Origin of the sequence: Caballeronia sp. LZ001 (assembly GCF_031450875.1) — a bacterium.
Classification (GTDB): Bacteria; Pseudomonadota; Gammaproteobacteria; order Burkholderiales; family Burkholderiaceae; genus Caballeronia.
Map to the genome: position 1 here is coordinate 3,101,028 of NZ_JARTVX010000004.1, position 16,972 is coordinate 3,117,999.

General features: G+C 62.7%; 13 protein-coding genes. 3 read left to right on the top strand and 10 right to left on the bottom strand.

Annotation, left to right across the window (positions count from 1 at the left end; all coding sequences use genetic code 11):
- Window positions 1-10: 10 nt before the first annotated feature.
- From esaR to def, 8 genes are all read right to left on the bottom strand, one after another.
- Window positions 11-724 carry a response regulator transcription factor EsaR gene (gene esaR, locus P9292_RS25395; protein ID WP_250462569.1) on the bottom strand — a complete coding sequence of 238 codons (714 nt, stop codon included), beginning with the start codon at window positions 722-724 and terminating at the stop codon, window positions 11-13.
- On the bottom strand, window positions 725-3,154 hold the full coding sequence (locus P9292_RS25400; RefSeq protein WP_284502940.1) for a PAS domain-containing sensor histidine kinase: 2,430 nt from the start codon (window positions 3,152-3,154) through the stop codon (window positions 725-727).
- Between the two features lie 22 nt (window positions 3,155-3,176).
- The gene (locus P9292_RS25405) at window positions 3,177-3,773 is read right to left on the bottom strand and encodes a DUF4390 domain-containing protein (protein ID WP_250462564.1); all 597 of its coding nucleotides are present in this window, start codon (window positions 3,771-3,773) and stop codon (window positions 3,177-3,179) included.
- The gene (gene rsmB / locus P9292_RS25410; protein ID WP_309961808.1) at window positions 3,770-5,230 is read right to left on the bottom strand and encodes a 16S rRNA (cytosine(967)-C(5))-methyltransferase RsmB; all 1,461 of its coding nucleotides are present in this window, start codon (window positions 5,228-5,230) and stop codon (window positions 3,770-3,772) included. Before rsmB ends, P9292_RS25405 begins: the two co-directional genes overlap by 4 nt.
- Window positions 5,231-5,394: 164 nt before the next feature.
- The gene (gene htpX / locus P9292_RS25415) at window positions 5,395-6,249 is read right to left on the bottom strand and encodes a zinc metalloprotease HtpX (RefSeq protein ID WP_244826731.1); all 855 of its coding nucleotides are present in this window, start codon (window positions 6,247-6,249) and stop codon (window positions 5,395-5,397) included.
- Window positions 6,250-6,378: 129 nt separating this feature from the next.
- Window positions 6,379-7,026: a LysE family translocator gene (locus P9292_RS25420; protein WP_250462559.1), complete on the bottom strand. Its 648-nt coding sequence runs from the start codon at window positions 7,024-7,026 to the stop codon at window positions 6,379-6,381.
- Between the two features lie 94 nt (window positions 7,027-7,120).
- Window positions 7,121-8,113 (bottom strand): methionyl-tRNA formyltransferase, encoded by a 993-nt coding sequence (fmt, locus tag P9292_RS25425; protein WP_309961811.1) that lies wholly within the window; start codon window positions 8,111-8,113, stop codon window positions 7,121-7,123.
- A 34-nt stretch (window positions 8,114-8,147) separates the two neighbouring features.
- Window positions 8,148-8,651 carry a peptide deformylase gene (gene def / locus P9292_RS25430; RefSeq protein WP_244826728.1) on the bottom strand — a complete coding sequence of 168 codons (504 nt, stop codon included), beginning with the start codon at window positions 8,649-8,651 and terminating at the stop codon, window positions 8,148-8,150.
- A 201-nt stretch (window positions 8,652-8,852) separates the two neighbouring features.
- On the opposite strand from def, the gene dprA reads away from it, so the two are divergent.
- From dprA to P9292_RS25445, 3 genes are all read left to right on the top strand, one after another.
- The gene (dprA, locus tag P9292_RS25435; RefSeq protein WP_309961813.1) at window positions 8,853-10,055 is read left to right on the top strand and encodes a DNA-processing protein DprA; all 1,203 of its coding nucleotides are present in this window, start codon (window positions 8,853-8,855) and stop codon (window positions 10,053-10,055) included.
- Between the two features lie 72 nt (window positions 10,056-10,127).
- Complete coding sequence (locus P9292_RS25440; RefSeq protein ID WP_250491640.1) at window positions 10,128-10,505, top strand: thioredoxin family protein; 378 nt, start codon at window positions 10,128-10,130, stop codon at window positions 10,503-10,505.
- A gap of 158 nt (window positions 10,506-10,663) precedes the next feature.
- Window positions 10,664-13,321 carry a DNA topoisomerase III gene (locus tag P9292_RS25445; protein ID WP_250491639.1) on the top strand — a complete coding sequence of 886 codons (2,658 nt, stop codon included), beginning with the start codon at window positions 10,664-10,666 and terminating at the stop codon, window positions 13,319-13,321.
- A gap of 76 nt (window positions 13,322-13,397) precedes the next feature.
- On the opposite strand, the gene P9292_RS25450 is transcribed toward P9292_RS25445, so the two are convergent.
- Together P9292_RS25450 and P9292_RS25455 are read right to left on the bottom strand one after the other, a co-directional pair.
- Window positions 13,398-14,477 (bottom strand): LysR family transcriptional regulator, encoded by a 1,080-nt coding sequence (locus P9292_RS25450; RefSeq protein ID WP_309961814.1) that lies wholly within the window; start codon window positions 14,475-14,477, stop codon window positions 13,398-13,400.
- 335 nt (window positions 14,478-14,812) lie between these two features.
- Window positions 14,813-16,681: a phosphoenolpyruvate carboxykinase (GTP) gene (locus P9292_RS25455; RefSeq protein WP_309961816.1), complete on the bottom strand. Its 1,869-nt coding sequence runs from the start codon at window positions 16,679-16,681 to the stop codon at window positions 14,813-14,815.
- Window positions 16,682-16,972: the final 291 nt, after the last annotated feature.

A 16,972-nucleotide genomic window follows, 5' to 3' on the forward strand; every position in this document is an offset into this window, starting at 1 on the left:
ATGCCGCGGGTCAAACGTCGTTCTTGTTCTTTCCGAGATCGACACCCAATTGCTTGAGCTTGCGGTACAAGTGCGTACGTTCGAGCCCTGTCTTTTCGGCGACGCGCGTCATGCTGCCGTTCTCGCGCGCGAGGTGATATTCGAAGTACGCGCGCTCGAAAGCATCGCGGGCGTCGCGCAAGGGAATATCGAACGAGATCGATGCCGTCTGTCCCGCGTTCGGCGATGCCCCGCCCGAAGCCGCGTCGCCGGGTGTGGCGTTCAACGCCGACGCGCTCGGCAGCGCAGCGGCCACCGGCACGCCGGATGCCCCCGCGCTCGTCAGCGGCTTGGTCGATGACACGACCGCGGGCGCCGCGCTTCCATGCGCCAGGCCCTGCTCGACCGCCTTCAGCAGTTTCTGCAACGCGATCGGCTTCTCGAGAAAATTGAGCGCGCCGATCTTCGTCGCTTCGACGGCCGTGTCGATGGTCGCGTGCCCCGACATCATGATCACCGGCATCGTGAGCTTGCCCTGCGCGGCCCACTCCTTCAGCAGCGTTACGCCGTCGGTGTCGGGCATCCAGATGTCGAGCAGCACGAGGTCGGGCGTCTGCTGCAAGCGGTAGTCGCGCGCGTGTTGCGCGTTCTCCGCCACGTCCACCACGTGGCCTTCGTCGCTCAGGATCTCGGAGAGCAGTTCCCGGATCCCCATTTCATCGTCTACTACCAGGATGGTCGCCATTTAAGCTGCCCTTGTCTGCACTGTTGCTTTTGTCGTTCCGTGATTCGCTGCCGTGCCCGTTCCCCGCGTCGTCGCGCCGGGAGCGGCGGTATCGTCCGCGAGTTGAAGAAACAGAATCGATATCTGCGCGCCCTCGATGACATCCGCGTTCTTCGACCGATTGCGAATGTCGATGCGCGCGCCGTGCTCGTCGACGATCTTCTTCACCGTTGCAAGTCCTAGTCCCGTGCCCTTTGCTTTCGTCGTGACGTACGGCTCGAAAGCGCGTGACAAGATGCGCGCCGGGAAGCCCGAACCGTTGTCCGACACCGTGAGCCGTACCGCGACACGCGCATGGCCCGATGCGTCAGGCTCGCCATATTCTACTGTTCTCGTTTCGAGAAGCACGCGCGGCTCCGCGACATCGGCCACGGCGTCCTGCGCGTTCTGCAACAGGTTGTGAATCACCTGTCTTATCTGCGTGGCATCGCCGCGAATTACCGGCAGTTTCGTGAGGTCCACCTTGATCGCGCTCTTGCCTTCCTCGATGCCATACAAGGTCAGCACTTCGGCGACCAATTCGTTCAATTGCAGATTACCGAGGACGGCCGGCGGCGTGCGCGCGTATTCGCGGAAATCGTCGACCATCTGCTTCATCGCCTGCACCTGATTGACGATGGTCGTCGATGCGCGCCTCAGCACTTCGGCGTCCGGCGCGGCAAGTTTGTCCGCGAGCTTCATTTGCAGACGTTCGGCGGAAAGCTGAATGGGCGTGAGCGGATTCTTGATCTCATGCGCAAGGCGCCGCGCCACTTCGCCCCAAGCCACGGAACGCTGTGCGGAAATCACGTCGGAGATATCGTCGAACACGACGACATAGCCGGTGGTTTCCGCGTCGTCGGAGTCGGCGTCGGTGGCGCTCAGCAACTGCGTGCCGCGCACGAGCAAGGTGAGCGGCTCGTTCTCGCCAGGCACCGTCACCGCGACTTGCTGCTGCCAGTGTCCGCGATCGCCAATGGGATGACCGCTGCCGACAGCGGCGGCATCGCGTTCGGCGAAGGCTTTCTTGACCATCGCGCCGAACTCGCCGAGGGCATCGATCTGATCGAGCGGCTGATTCAGCAAGCCGATAAAGCGCTGCCGGAAGATGCGTTCCGCGCCGCGATTGACAGTGGTGAGCCGAAACTGCCGGTCGAACACGAACACGCCCGCCGTGAGATTCGCGAGAATGCTTTCCAGATACGCCTTCGAATGCTCCAGCGCGATGCGGTTGTTCTCCACCGCCGCGCGCGCCTCGGAAAGCTGCCGCGTCATCGCGTTGAACGACTGCGTGAGAAAGCCGAGTTCATCGCGCGAATTGATCTCGCGTTTTGGCGTGTAGTCGCCTTCGGCCACCTCCTTCGTGCCTTGCGCGAGCAGAAACAGCGGTCGCGCGAGCTGATTGCCAAGCGCGAGCGCGAGCATCATCGCGATGAACGTGGCGAGAAAGAGCGCGAGCGTCAGCGTGCCGATATACATCTTGCGCAAGCCCGTGCGCCCCAGCCGCTTTTCCTGATATTCACGATACGCGCGCTGCACGGCATCCGCGTTGCGCGCGAGTTCCTGACTCACCGGCTGCTCGATCTGCAGGAACCGATCGACGTGCTGAAACTCCGTGGTCGTCGTGGGATCGGGGATCTTCGTGATCACCCGCAATCGCAACGCGCCTTTTGGCCCGGTGGACGATGGATCGCCGTCGATCTCGCCTTCTATTGCGCCATATGGATGATCTTGCGCCTCCTTCAGCATCGAGCCGGTCGGCTCGTTCGTCGGCAACAGCGAATAGTAGTTGCCCGAGGCCTGCGCGATAGTGCGCAATCCCGACACGCGCTGCGTGCCGTTATTCGCGGACAAATCCTCGCGGTTGTACTGATCGCGCGGACGCTCGAACACGACTGCGTCTTGAATGTTGTATTGATCGCGCAACCGCAGGAGCGAAAGCGTGAGACTCGACTGATCCGCGCTAGCAAGCTGATCGCTCATTTGCCGGCCGCGCGCCTTGAAGTCGGCGAGCGATGTCTGCAACATGCCGCGCCCGAGCGTGAGACCCGACGTGAGCGCGGTCTCGACGTTCACGTCGAACCAAGATTCGATACTGCGCGACACGAACTGATACGACACGACGTAGATGATCGCGCCCGGCAGCACGCCGACCAGCGCGAAGATCAACGCGAGCTTGGCCAGTAGCCGCGTGCCGAAGCGGCCCTGCCGCACGCGCGCCACGATGATCGCCGTGAGGCTGATCACGATCAGCATGAAGATGAGCGCAATCGCCACGTTCGCCGCGTAGAGCCAGCCGTAATAGCGGTCGAAGAATTCGGTATTGGCGCTGGCGAGCGCGAGCATCACGAGCAGCAGAACCGCCGTGACCGCCACTGTCGAGACCAGCAACCGGACGACGAGACTTTTCATGTCCGTGCGGCCGCGTCGAAATCTATTTCGCACGTTCTGCCGCCGTAAAAGTAAAACGCTTCCAGTCCGATGAAAGGTTCCAGTCGCGGTTGTTCACCGCGTCGATCTGGAACGGCTTGGGCATCAGCGCGATGTCGAGTTGCATGCGCACCGATGCGTTATAGGTTTCGCCGGGATGCACCTGATTGCGGTCGAAGACATGCCACGATGTCACGTGCTTGATCACCGCCATGGCTTCGTTGAGCGATGCAAAGCGCAATTGCAGGCCGCCGGTCGACACGCGATATTCATTGGTCAACGGCTGATAAGACAGCCGGATGCTCTGCGAAACATTCACCGGCTCCTCGTCGAACCAGTACCAGCGCGGCCGGGACAAGTTGAAGTCGATGGTGAAATAGAGCGGCACGCTGCGGTTCACGGCTTCTTCGAGGCTGCTGTTGAGGTCGAAGTCGAAATGGGCATCGAGATTCCAGCCGTTATTGTCCGACTGCAACGAAGCCCGCTGCACGGAAATGGTTTCGGCGAAGGCGGAATCCGCTGCCGCGAAATACAGGCAGAACGTCAGCGCGGTCCAGACGACGAGCGCGAGCCGAAGCGGAAAAAGGCGTTTGATCGTCACCGTTTCTGAAAGCGCGCGTAGAAGAATCCGTCGTGGTCCGCGCGGTAACTCGATGCAGCTTCCGCGTTCCCGTTCGATGGCTGGCCGGCCACTTGTGTACTGTCCCGTGACCCGTTTGCCGCGCCCGCGCCCGCACCGGCACGCGCCCTGGTCGGCAGCAACTGGCCCGGCGCGTCCAATCGTACCGCATCTTCATGCGTGCTTCCAAACCAGCGGGCCTGCTCTTCGCCTTCTTCGGGAAAGATCGAGCAAGTCACGTAGAGCAACTCGCCACCCTTGGCGACGAGCGGCCAGAGCGCCGTTAGAATGCGCCGCTGTTCTTCGACGAGCGTCACGATGTCCGAGGGCCGCCGCAACCAGCGGATGTCCGGATGACGCCGCACGATGCCCGAGGCCGAACACGGCACGTCCGCGAGAATGCGATCGAACGGCGCGCCATCGAACCATTGCGAAGGATCGCCGGCATCGCCCACGCAAATCTCGGCGTGCAGCTTGAGGCGCGCGAGATTTTCGCCGATACGTCCCGCGCGAGTCGCATCGCTTTCCAGCGCGATGAGTTCGACATTCGCGAGTTCGAGGATATGACCGGTCTTGCCGCCAGGCGCGGCGCACGCGTCGAGCACGCGCATGCCGTCACGCGCGTCGAGCGCTTGTGCCGCGAGTTGCGCGCCCGCGTCCTGCACGGAGACGACGCCATCCGCGAAGCCCGGAATACGCTCGACCGGCAGCGGTGTTTCAAGGCGCACCGCGTGCAGGCCGGCGGCTTCCGCTTGGATATGTTCCTGCCGCAAGCGTTCGAGATAGGCATCGACGGTGGCGTGACGCGCGCTCACACGCAGCGTGAGCGGCGCCTGCACGTTGCCCGCATCGAGAATCTCTTGCCACGCGTCCGGCTGACCGCGCTTCACGGCGTCGATCCACCATTGCGGGTAATTCCAGCGCGCGACTTCGCTCACACGCGCTTCTTCGAGGAGCGCATCGCGTTCGCGCAGAAAGCCGCGCAGCACGGCGTTGACGAGGCCCTTCGCGAAAGCAAACTCGCGGCGCGTGGCGATGGCGGTCACCGCCTGATCGACGACGGTGAACGGCGCGTAGGCCGCGTGCGCTTCGTCGTCGGTGAGCAGCGTGAACGCGCAGACCAGCACGTTGGTCACGTGCGGCGGCGGCGCCTTGCGGACGAGCTTATGCAAAAGCGCATCGGCAAGTGCGAGACGGCGCATCGCGCGATACGCAATGTCCTGAATCGCGCCCCGCGCCGCCGGCTGCCTGCCCGCGGCGACAACCGTCTGCAAGGCGGCCGGCAACGCCGATCCCGCGCGCACGGCGCCGACCGCCTGCGCCGCGCCGTCGAGCGCGAACGCAAGGGAATCGGGAGCAAGATGCAGCGCGCTCAAATGAGTCGCTCCGCGCGCCGAGTGCGGCGCGGTGGAAAGTCGCCGGGAAGGCTTGTCGGTCATGTGTAAGGTCGTGCGACTTCGTGTGAACATCGATTCGAACGACGATTGTAACGTGCAAGGCTTCGTGGCCCGGTGCTTGCGCGTTTCGCACCACAAAAGGAAAAAGGCCGCGCCAGCGAGACTGGAACGGCCTTCGGTGTTACGCGTCGTGACGACGCCCCGGATTACATGCGCCCGGTGCGCGCCATTTCCATCAAGCGCGCGACGCGTTCTTCCGTCGCCGGGTGCGTCGAGAACCAGTTCGCGATGCTGCCGCCCGACAGCGGATTCATGATCATCATCTGCGCCGTGGCCGGGTGCGCTTCCGCCGTGGGGAACGGCACGCCGGACGCGTACGCGTGGATTTTCTCGAGCGCGCTGGCGAGCGCTTGTGGATCGCCGGAAATCTCCGCGCCGCCGCGATCCGCCTCGAATTCACGCGCGCGAGAAATGGCCATCTGGATCAACGCGCCCGCAATAGGCGCGAGGATAGCCACCGCGATGCTCGCAATCGGGTTCGACGGGCGCCCTTCGTCATCGCGGCCACCGAAGAACATGGCGAAGTTAGCGAGCGCGGAGATTGCACCGGCCATCGTCGCCGAAATGGTCGAGATGAGAATGTCGCGATGCTTCACGTGCGCCAGTTCGTGCGCCATCACGCCGCGCATTTCGCGCTCGGACAGCACGCGCAGGATGCCGGTGGTCGCCGCGACGGCCGCGTGTTCCGGATTGCGACCGGTTGCAAACGCGTTCGGCGCGTCTTCGTTGATGAGGTAGACACGCGGCATTGGCAACTGAGCGCGCGTGGCCAGGTCGCGCACCATGCGATAAAACTGCGGCGCAGTGGTTTCGTCGACCTCCTGCGCGTTGTACATGCGCAGGACCATCTTGTCCGAGAACCAATACGAAAAGAAATTCATGCCGAGCGCGACGACGAGCGCGAGCATCATTCCCTTCGACCCGCCGATCATCCCGCCGATCACAACGAAGAGGGCCGTGATCGCAGCCATCAGCATCGCGGTTTTGACCCAGTTGAACATGTCAGGAACTCCTATCCCTAATACGGTGCGCAATTTGCGCGATGGTCCCGGCCACACTGGCCAGGACGCTCATTGTAAGCAAATCGTTAGATAGGGGCGTCCGCGAAAAATTCAATCGGGTTGTTGCGTTCAGCGATGTGACGTCGCGAGCTTCAGTCCCAGGCCGACGAACGCCGTGCCCACACCGCGATCCAGCCACTTTTTCATCCCCGGTTTGCCCGAAAAACGTTCGGTGACGCTGCCCGCGATCCACGCAACGAAGCTGTTCCAGACCGTGCTCATGGCGATAAACACGAGTCCGAGTGTGAGAAACGCGAGCGTCTTGTGCTGGCTGTCCGCCGCGACGAATTGAGGAAAGAACGAGACGAAAAACAGCACGACTTTCGGATTCAGCACGTTCGTGACGAAGCCTTGCGCGAACAATTGATGCAGCGATTTTGGCGCGGCTTGCGCGCTGGTTCGTGCTGCGTGAGCGTCTACGGCCTTGTCGTGCTTCGTGAGAATGAGCCGCACGCCGAGATAAATCAGGTAGATCGCGCCAGCGATCTTGACGACGGTGAACGCCGTGGCCGATGCCGCGAGAATCGCCGTCAATCCGAATGCGCACGCGAGCGTGTGAACGATGCAGCCCGCCGAGATGCCGAGCGCGGATACGATTCCCGCGCCGCGTCCCTGCGCGACGCTGCGCCCGACGATATAGGCGGTATCGGGGCCGGGCGTGACATTCAGCAGAAAGACGGCGACGAGAAAGAAGGCAAAACCGGTAATGCCGAGCATCGGAAACTCCAAGCGTGCGCGTGTTGAAGATTCACGATTCTAGCGCCGCGCGACGCATGCGTTACATGTCCGTCGCGCGTGCTTCAAGCCTGGGTCAAGCGTCCGGATCGGTTTCTTGCAGCGCGAAACGCTGACCTCGGGCAAGCGGCGCGCCCGCGAGAAACTCGCGCACGGGCAGGCGCTTGCCACCGGGCTTTTGCAACTGCGTGAGCCTGAGCGCGCCCGTTCCGCAGGCCACGACGATTCCTTCCGCCGACACATCCACGATGGTGCCCGGATCGGCTTGCCACTCGCCGCTCACCGGCTGCGCGGACCAGATCTTGATCGCGACGCCATCGAGCGTGCCGAACGCGCCGGGGAACGGGTCGAACGCGCGCACCTGACGCGCAAGCGTTTCCGCCGGACGCCGCCAGTCGAGCGCGGCCTCGTTCTTGGCGATCTTCTGTGCGTAGGTCGTGCCGTCGTCAGGCTGCGGTGTCGATGGCAGCGCGCCGTCGCGTTCGAGGTCGCGAAGAGCCGCGACGATCAGATCCGCGCCAAGTTTCGCAAGGCGGTCGTGCAGCGTGGCGGTGGTGTCGTCCGCGCCAATAGCCGTGCGGCCCTCGCGGATCATCGCGCCGGTGTCGAGGCCCGCGTCCATTTGCATGAGCGTAATGCCCGATTCGGCGTCGCCCGCTTCGATCGCGCGATGGATCGGCGCGGCGCCGCGCCAGCGCGGCAACAACGAAGCGTGGATGTTGATGGCGCCGCGCGGCGGAATGTCGAGCACTTCCTGCGGCAGGATGAGCCCGTAGGCGGCGACCACCATCACGTCGTGCGGCGTGGCGCGCAGCAACTCGATGGCATCGGCGGCTTCTTGCGGATACTTCCCCGCGCGCCTGAGCGACGTGGGCTGAGCGACCGTTAGCCCGTGTTCGACGGCAAAACGCTTGACGGGGCTGGCGGTCAGCTTCATGCCACGGCCAGCAGGCCGGTCGGGCTGCGTCAGAACCAGCGGCACGGGAAATCCGGCCGCGTGGATAGCCGCGAGCGCGGCGGCGGCAAATTCCGGCGTACCGGCGAAAACGACACGCAGCGATTGAGTCATCGATTGTTACTACCCTTGAGACAACATAAGCGCGTTACAGCGCCTTTTCGAGCTTCTTCATCTTGCCGCGAATGCGCGTCTGCTTGAGCGTCGAGAGATATTCGACGAACACGTGACCCGCCAGATGATCCATCTCATGCTGGATGCACACGGCAAGCAGGCCATCGCAGTCCAGTTCGTAGCTTTCGCCTTTCTCGTTGAGCGCCTTCACGCGCACCTTGTCCGGCCGTTCGACGAAGTCGTAGATGCCCGGCACCGAGAGGCAGCCTTCTTCCCACTCTTTCTTGACCTCGCTCGCCCAGACGATCTCCGGGTTGATGAAGACGAGCAGTTCGTCGTGCGCATCCGATACGTCGATGACGATTACCCGCTCGTGCACGTCCACCTGAGTCGCGGCGAGACCGACGCCGGGCGCCGCGTACATGGTTTCGGCCATGTCAGCGACGAGCTTGCGAATGCGGTCGTCCACGACGGCGACGGGCTTCGCCACCTTGTGCAGCCGCTTGTCCGGGTAGTTCAGTATCTTGAGCAGAGCCATGATTCGGATTATCTACGCGCGCCGCGACGCGTGTGAAGTCGGCCATTCGGCCAGGTTGCGGGTGGATGGCGGCATGCCGAAGATATGCAGGTGAATCCGCTGGATTCAACGCCGCCGGCAAGCGGCCAACCGGCGTCGCTCGGCCTGAACACACGGGCGGGCGACACTTCTTAATTACGTTCCGGGACCAAAAATCTTAACATGACGACCGCCTTACCGCCGACCGAGCCTCAACCGGAAGCGCTCACCACGGACCTCGACGAACTTTCCGCCTGGCTGCGGCTCACGCATGCAAAGGGACTGCGTCCCGCCGCCCTGCGCGAGCTCTTGAGCGCGTTTGGCGGACCGAAGAACGTTCTAGCCGAAAGTTTCGCCTCGCTCGCCGAAGTCACCAACACCGATGCCGCGACCGCCGCGCTCGCGCCGCCCGCCGAAGTCGAAGGCGTGCCATTCGGCAACTATATTGAACGCGTGCTGGAATGGGCCGCCGAACCCGGCAATCACATTCTCACTTTCGCCGATACCGCGTATCCGCAAGCGCTCCTCACCATGCCCGATCCGCCCGCGCTCTTGTACGCGAAAGGGCGAACCGACTTGCTGCAAGCGCGCGCGGTGGCGATTGTCGGCAGCCGGAACGCCACGCCGCAAGGACTCGAAGACGCGCGCCGGTTCGCGCGCGCGCTCTCGGACGCCGGGCTTGCCGTCGCGTCGGGGCTCGCGCTCGGCATCGATGGCGCGGCGCATCGGGGTGCGCTGGACGGCGCCACAGGCACTATCGCCGTCATCGGGACGGGCGCGGATCTGGTGTATCCGTCGCTGCATCATCAGCTCGCGCACGAAATCGCCCGCGATGGCGTGATCGTGTCCGAATGGCCGCTCGGCACGCCCGCGCGCTCCGCCAACTTCCCGCAGCGCAACCGGCTCATCGCGGGCCTGGTGCAGGGCGTTTTGATCGTCGAGGCGGCAATGCGCTCCGGCTCGCTCATCACCGCGCGGCTTGCCAACGAAATGGGCCGCGATGTTTTCGCCATGCCCGGTTCGATCCACGCGCCGCTGTCGCAGGGTTGTCATCGCATCATCAAGCAGGGCGCGAAGCTCGTGGAAACGCCGGAAGACGTGCTGGAGGAATTCGGCTTTCCCGCCACACCTCGCAAAAAGCGCGGCAAGGCACCGGCTCCGGCAAACGCCTCGTGGGCTTCGGCGCGTCTGCCCGGAAAACCCGAGACCGACGAGGCCGCCCGCGTGCTCGCCGCGCTCGGCCATGCACCCGCGACGCTTGAAAATCTCGCTGCCCGCACCGATCTCGACGGAGCCGCGCTGCAAAGCGCCCTGCTGCAACTCGAATTATCGGGCTTGATCGCGGCCTTGCCGGGCGGACGCGTGACGGCGCTCGAACGCTCGTGAAGTGGCGTCGTGCTACATTCGCGAAAAATGAGTACGACGCCAAACCCCAGACGAAAGGACGCCAGAAACGCCATGTCCGCGCTGAATCTCGATACCGATGCCGATGAGATCGCCGAGCGCATCGCCGTGCCCGGCACCTTGTTCGTCGCCTGTCTGTGCGCCGAATGGTGCGGAACCTGCCGCGAATATCGCGAAGGTTTCGACAAACTGGCGGCGGCGCACCCGGAAATCTGCTTCGCGTGGATCGATATCGAAAATCACGCGGACCGTTTCGATGACCTCGATGTCGAGAATTTCCCGACCATTCTCATCGAGGACTCGGTGACGACCCGCTTCTTCGGCACCGTGTTGCCTCAGGCTTCCATTGTCGAACGCATGCTGGTCGATCTGACCGCGCTGCCGAACATGGCGGGCGCGCCGAAACTGCGTCCGGCGCTTGCCACGGCGTAGAAAAGTGCGTGCGCGCGGCGTCGCGAAACGAAGCTCGCGGAACTAAACGGCGAGCGTCGCAATTCGTGCTTCGGCGCGCATCGAACAAAGCCTGTGCTATAAAGCGGCGTTAATGCAGTCCAAATCGGACCGCTGCCAAATACCTACTATATTGAGTCATGTCCAAAGCCCTGATCATCGCTGAGAAGCCTTCCGTCGCGAACGACATCGCGCGCGCGCTGGGCGGCTTCACGAAACATGACGAGTATTACGAGAGCGACGACTACGTGCTCTCGTCCGCGGTCGGCCATTTGCTCGAAATCGCGGCCCCGGAGGAATACGACGTCAAGCGCGGGAAGTGGAGCTTCGCCAATCTGCCGGTCATTCCGCCGCATTTCGACCTGAATCCCATCGCGAAAAGCGAATCACGGCTGAAGGTTCTGACGAAGCTGCTCAAGCGCAAGGATGTCGACCGGCTCATCAACGCCTGCGACGCGGGGCGTGAAGGCGAACTGATCTTCCGTCTGATTGCGCAGCACGCGAAGGCGAAGCAGCCGGTCCAGCGCCTGTGGCTGCAGTCGATGACGCCCGCCGCCATCCGCGACGGATTTGCGCATCTGCGTAGCGACGCCGACATGCAACCGCTCGCCGATGCCGCCCGTTGCCGCTCGGAAGCGGACTGGCTCGTTGGCATCAACGGCACGCGCGCGATGACCGCGTTCAACAGCAAGGGCGGCGGCTTCTTCCTGACTACCGTGGGCCGCGTTCAGACGCCAACGTTGTCTATCGTCGTGGAACGTGAGGAAAAGATTCGCCGCTTCGTGCCGCGCGACTACTGGGAAGTGCGCGCCGAATTCGTCGCGGCGAAAGGTATTTACGAAGGCCGCTGGTTCGACCCGAAGTTCAAGCGCGTCGAGAACGATCCCGAACAGCGCGACTCGCGTCTGTGGAGTCTCGCTGCGGCCGAATCCGTGGTGGCGGCTTGTCGCGACAAGACCGGCACCGTGACGGAAGAATCGAAGCCGTCCACGCAAATGTCGCCGCTGCTCTTCGACCTGACGAGTCTTCAGCGCGAAGCCAACAGCCGCTTCGGCTTTTCGGCGAAGAACACGCTCGGCCTCGCGCAAGCGCTGTATGAAAAGCACAAGGTCCTGACCTACCCGCGTACCGATGCACGCGCGCTGCCGGAAGACTATCTCGGCACGGTCAAGGACACGCTGACCATGCTCAAGGACAGCAACAACTATCTGCCGTTCGCAAAGCAAGTGCTCGACAAGGGCTGGGTGAAGCCGAACAAGCGCATCTTCGACAACTCGAAGATCAGCGATCACTTTGCCATCATCCCCACGCTTCTGGCGCCCAAGGCGTTGTCCGAGCCCGAGCAGAAGCTGTATGACCTCGTGGTCAAGCGCTTCCTCGCCGTGTTCTTCCCGGCGGCGGAATATCTGGTGACGACGCGGATCACCGAAGTCTCGGGGCATCACTTCAAGACCGAGGGCAAGGTGCTCGTCGAGCCGGGCTGGCTGCAGGTCTACGGTCGCGAAGCGGCGGGCGAGGAAGGCAATCTCGTGCCGGTGCAGAAAAACGAACAGGTCGATGTCGACAAGGTCGCCGCTCACGGTCTCGTCACCAAGCCGCCCGCGCGCTACAACGAAGCGTCGTTGCTCTCGGCCATGGAAGGCGCGGGCAAGCTCGTCGAAGACGAAGAGTTGCGCGAAGCGATGGCTGCGAAAGGGCTCGGCACGCCGGCCACGCGCGCGGCGATCATCGAAGGTCTGTTGGGCGAGAAGTACATGGTGCGCGAAGGCCGCGAACTGATTCCGACTGCCAAGGCATTCCAGTTGATGACGCTTTTGCGCGGTCTGGGCGTGGAGGAACTGACGGCGCCGGAACTGACCGGCGAGTGGGAGCACAAGCTGTCGCAAATGGAGCGCGGCAATTTGCATCGCGATGCGTTCATGCAGGAAATCGCCCGCATGACGCAGACCATCGTCAAGCGCGCGAAGGAGTACGACTCCGACACGATCCCAGGCGACTACGCCACGCTCGAAACGCCGTGTCCGCACTGCGAGTCGCAGGTGAAGGAGAACTATCGCCGCTTCGCGTGTACCAAGTGCGAATTTTCCATCTCGAAGATTCCGGGCGGACGTCAGTTCGAGATTCCTGAAGTCGAGGAGTTGTTGCGCGAGAAAACCATCGGACCGCTGTCGGGTTTCCGCAGCAAGATGGGCCGTCCGTTCTCGGCCATCCTGAAGCTCGCTTTCGACGACGAGATCAAAAACTTCAAGCTCGAGTTCGATTTCGGTCAGGACAACGGCGGCGAAGACGGAGAACCGCCCGACTTTTCCGAGCAGACGCCGGTCGGCGCGTGCCCGAAGTGCCAGTCGCGCGTGTACGAGCACGGCATGAGCTACGTCTGCGAGAACTACGTCGCGAATCCGAAGACCTGCGACTTCCGCTCGGGCAAGGTCATCCTGCAACAGGAAATCGCGCGTGAGCAGATGGAGAAGCTGCTGAACGAAGGACGCACCGACTTGCTGACCAACTTCAAGTCGTCGCGCACGGGCCGCAACTTCAAGGCGTTTCTCGTCAAGCAGCCGGACGGCAAGATCGGCTTCGAATTCGAGAAGAAGGAAGCCAAGCCCGGCGCGAAGACGGCAGCGAAGCGCGGCGCGGCAACGGAAGCACCAGCCGATAACGGCGACGAAGGCGATAGCGATGTCGCCGTAGCCGCCAAGACGACGCGCGCCAAGCCCGCGACCAAGACGGCCGTGGCGAAGAAAGCGCCTGCGAAGAAAGCCGCGGTGAAAAAGACCGCTGCGCGCAAGACGAGCTAGCTTTAGCTCGCGTCGAAAAGAAAAAGCCCCGCGAAGCAATTCGCGGGGCTTTTTGTCATTGGCGGCGCAGCCGTGTTCAGTATGGCGACGCCGCCGGCAAGCGGCCACGCGGACGCGTCGGCTTGGCCAGCTTCGGGCCGAGTTCACTCTGATTCGAACGCGACGCCACTTCCTCTTCGGCGCGCCCGTAGTGCGGCGGCGGCGCAGTCGATACCGCGGGCCTGCCCATGCCATCGCGAATCCACTGTTCGCCGAGCTGATGATTCGGCGTCTGGCTGAAATACTCGACAAGGTGATCGATGAACGTGCGCACCTTCGCCGGCAGATGCCGACGGCTCGGATAAGCCACGTTGATCTCCACTTGCGGCAACTGGAAGTCGCCGAGCAGGCGTACGAGCTGGCCGCGCGTCGTATCGTTGCCGATCAGATAGCTCGGCAGAATCGCGATGCCCATGCCGAGCAGCGCAAACTGGCGCAGCATTTCCGTGTTGTTCGCGATGATCACGTTGGTCGGCCGCACCCGCACTTCGCCGTCCGGGCCGGTGAACACGCGTTCATCGCCCCAATACTCGGCGGGCAAGCTCAGACACGGATGCTCGAGCAGATGTTCGGGGCGCGTTGGCGTGCCGTGCGATTCGAGGTAAGCGGGCGTGGCGCAAACGGTCATGCAGCCGGTGGTCAGACGCCGCGTAACAACGCTCGCGCTTTTCACTTGCCGCGCGATCACGATGCCCACATCGAAACCTTCCTCGACCAGATCGACCTGACGATCCACGAGCGTCACGTCCGGTACGACTTTGGGATAGCGCTGTGCATATGTCTGTAACACGGGCGCGAGATTATGCAGACCGAACACCACCGGGGCGACAATTCTCAACGAACCCATTGGCTCGTGATTCCGCGCAACCACCATTTGCTCGACATCTTCCAGTTCATCGAGAATCTGCCGCGCACGCTCCAGATAAACCTGCCCGGACTCCGTGAGCGAAAGGCTGCGCGTCGTGCGGTTCAGCAAACGCGTGCCGAGGCGACCTTCGAGGTCGGCGACATGGCGCGTTGCCACCGCATTGGAGATATCCATCGCGTTCGCCGCGCGGGCGAAGCTGCCGAGATCGGCCACGCGAATGAATACTCTCATCGACTGCAAATGATCCATGGGACAACTCCTGCCGCGAGGCGGCTTTCAATTTCTGCTGAAAAGCTATTCAGAATTATCCTAGGACTAGCGATTTCGTGCAGAAGTTGCGAGGGCGCGGAGTTTTTTCGGAAATTTCCGATGAAAATCATGGCTTACGCGAACGAAAGATCACCGATTGTTGTCGGCCGCACAACACTCGAACGCACGCGCCACAAGCCGAGATTTTTGGTCAAGCTGGCCGCGCCAATTTTGGCGGGTTAGCGGAAGAAAATGCGAACCGGCATCGGCAGATTCGCATTTAGGGATTGATGCGCTCCGTGAGCGTAATCACGGAGCGCTTGCAACGACGGAAATCAGGCTGCCAGACGCCGTTCGATATCCGCCTTGGCCTCCGGAAGCGCATCCGGCAAGCCTTGATGCAGCTTCGCGAAAAGCTCGTCGTGTAGGGCAAGCTCGTCGCGCCAGGCGGTATCGTTGACGGAAATGACCTGCTCGAATTGCTCGCGCGTAAAGTTCATGCCGCCCCAGTCGATGTCCTCGTAACGCGGCGAGATGCCGAACGCGTGTTCCTCGCCCGCCGCCGTGCCTTCGATGCGCCCGACCATCCAGTTCAGCACGCGCATGTTTTCACCGAAGCCGGGCCACGCGAACTTGCCGTCCGCGCCCTTTCTGAACCAGTTCACACAGAAGAACTTCGGCGACTTCGCGTTCATGCCTTCGAGGCGCTCGCCCATCTTGAGCCAGTGATCGAAGTAGTCGCTCATGTTGTAGCCGCAAAACGGCAGCATCGCGAACGGATCGCGGCGCACGACGCCTTGCTGGCCGGCAGCGGCCGCCGTGGTTTCGGAGCCCATGGTCGCGGCCATGTAGACGCCCTCTTTCCAGTCGCGTGCCTCGGTCACGAGCGGCACGGTGTTCGAACGCCGGCCGCCGAAGATGAAGGCATCGATTGCGACGCCTGCTGGATTCTCCCAGTCCGCGTCGATCGACGGACATTGCGATGCCGACACCGTGAAGCGCGCGTTCGGATGCGCGGCTTTAGCGCCGGTTTCCTTCGCGAGTTCCGGCGTCCAGTCGCGGCCTTGCCAGTCGGTGAGATGCGCGGGCGGCTTATCGGTCATGCCTTCCCACCACACGTCGCCGTCATCGGTGAGCGCGACATTGGTGAAGATCACGTTTTCCTTGAGCGTCGCCATTGCGTTGAAGTTGGTCTTCTCGCTCGTGCCCGGCGCGACGCCGAAATAGCCGGCTTCCGGATTGATGGCGTAGAGACGGCCATCGCGGCCGGGCTTGATCCAGGCGATGTCGTCGCCGATGGTCGTCACCTTCCAGCCGTTCATGTCTTGCGGCGGAATCAGCATCGCGAAATTGGTCTTGCCGCACGCCGAAGGAAACGCCGCCGCGACGTGGTACTTGCGTCCGGCAGGCGATGTAACGCCGAGGATCAGCATGTGTTCGGCGAGCCAGCCTTCGTCGCGGCCCATCGTCGATGCGATACGCAACGCGAAGCACTTCTTGCCGAGCAGCGCGTTGCCGCCGTATCCCGAGCCGAAGCTCCAGATCTCGCGCGATTCCGGAAAGTGCACGATGTACTTCGTGTCGTTGCACGGCCAGGGCACGTCTTTGCGGCCATCCGAAAGCGGCGCGCCGACCGAATGCACGCACGGCACGAACTCGCCGTCGTCGCCGAGCACGTCGTACACTTCGCGGCCCATGCGCGTCATGATCCGCATGTTCGTGACCACATACGGGCTGTCCGACAACTCCACGCCGATGTGCGCGATCGGCGAACCGAGCGGGCCCATCGAGAACGGCACGACGTACATCGTGCGGCCGAGCATCGAGCCATCGAAGAGGCCATCGAGCGTCACGCGCATTTCCTGCGGGTCGATCCAGTTGTTCGTGGGACCAGCGTCTTCGGGGCGTTGCGAGCAGATGAACGTGCGGTCTTCGACGCGCGCCACATCCGTGGGATCGGAACAGGCTAGAAAAGAGTTGGGGCGTTTGGCGGGGTTGAGCTTCTTCATCGTGCCGGCGGCGACCATCTGTTCGCAAAGGCGGTCGTATTCCGCTTGCGACCCATCGCACCATTCGATGCGATCCGGCTTCGTGAGGGCCGCGACCTGCTGCACCCAATCGATCAATCTTCGATGTCGTACATAGGCCGGTGCTTTAAGATCTGCGGCGGTTTTGTTGTCTTCGACTACTGCGGGCTGGTTCATCGAGCTTCTCCGTTCTCTGCAATGAAAACCGGTGGCCCAACGACGCTGCATGCGAGAGGCTTTTTGCGACTGAACCGCCGGGCGCTTCATGCGCGTTGGCGCATGAAGAACGGTTCGTGAGCCGTTTGCGCGTCGTGGGCGTGGGTCCCTCAGGCGCTCAAGCGAGCGACTTTGCGCCTTGCGCCTTAAAGGAACAAACTGTTAAAAAGAGATACTAAGTGGCCTGTCTCCTCCTGCCTAACCGCGTTTTCCGCAGTGTGCGCCGTGATTCTTTATTTTTAGCGGATTCGT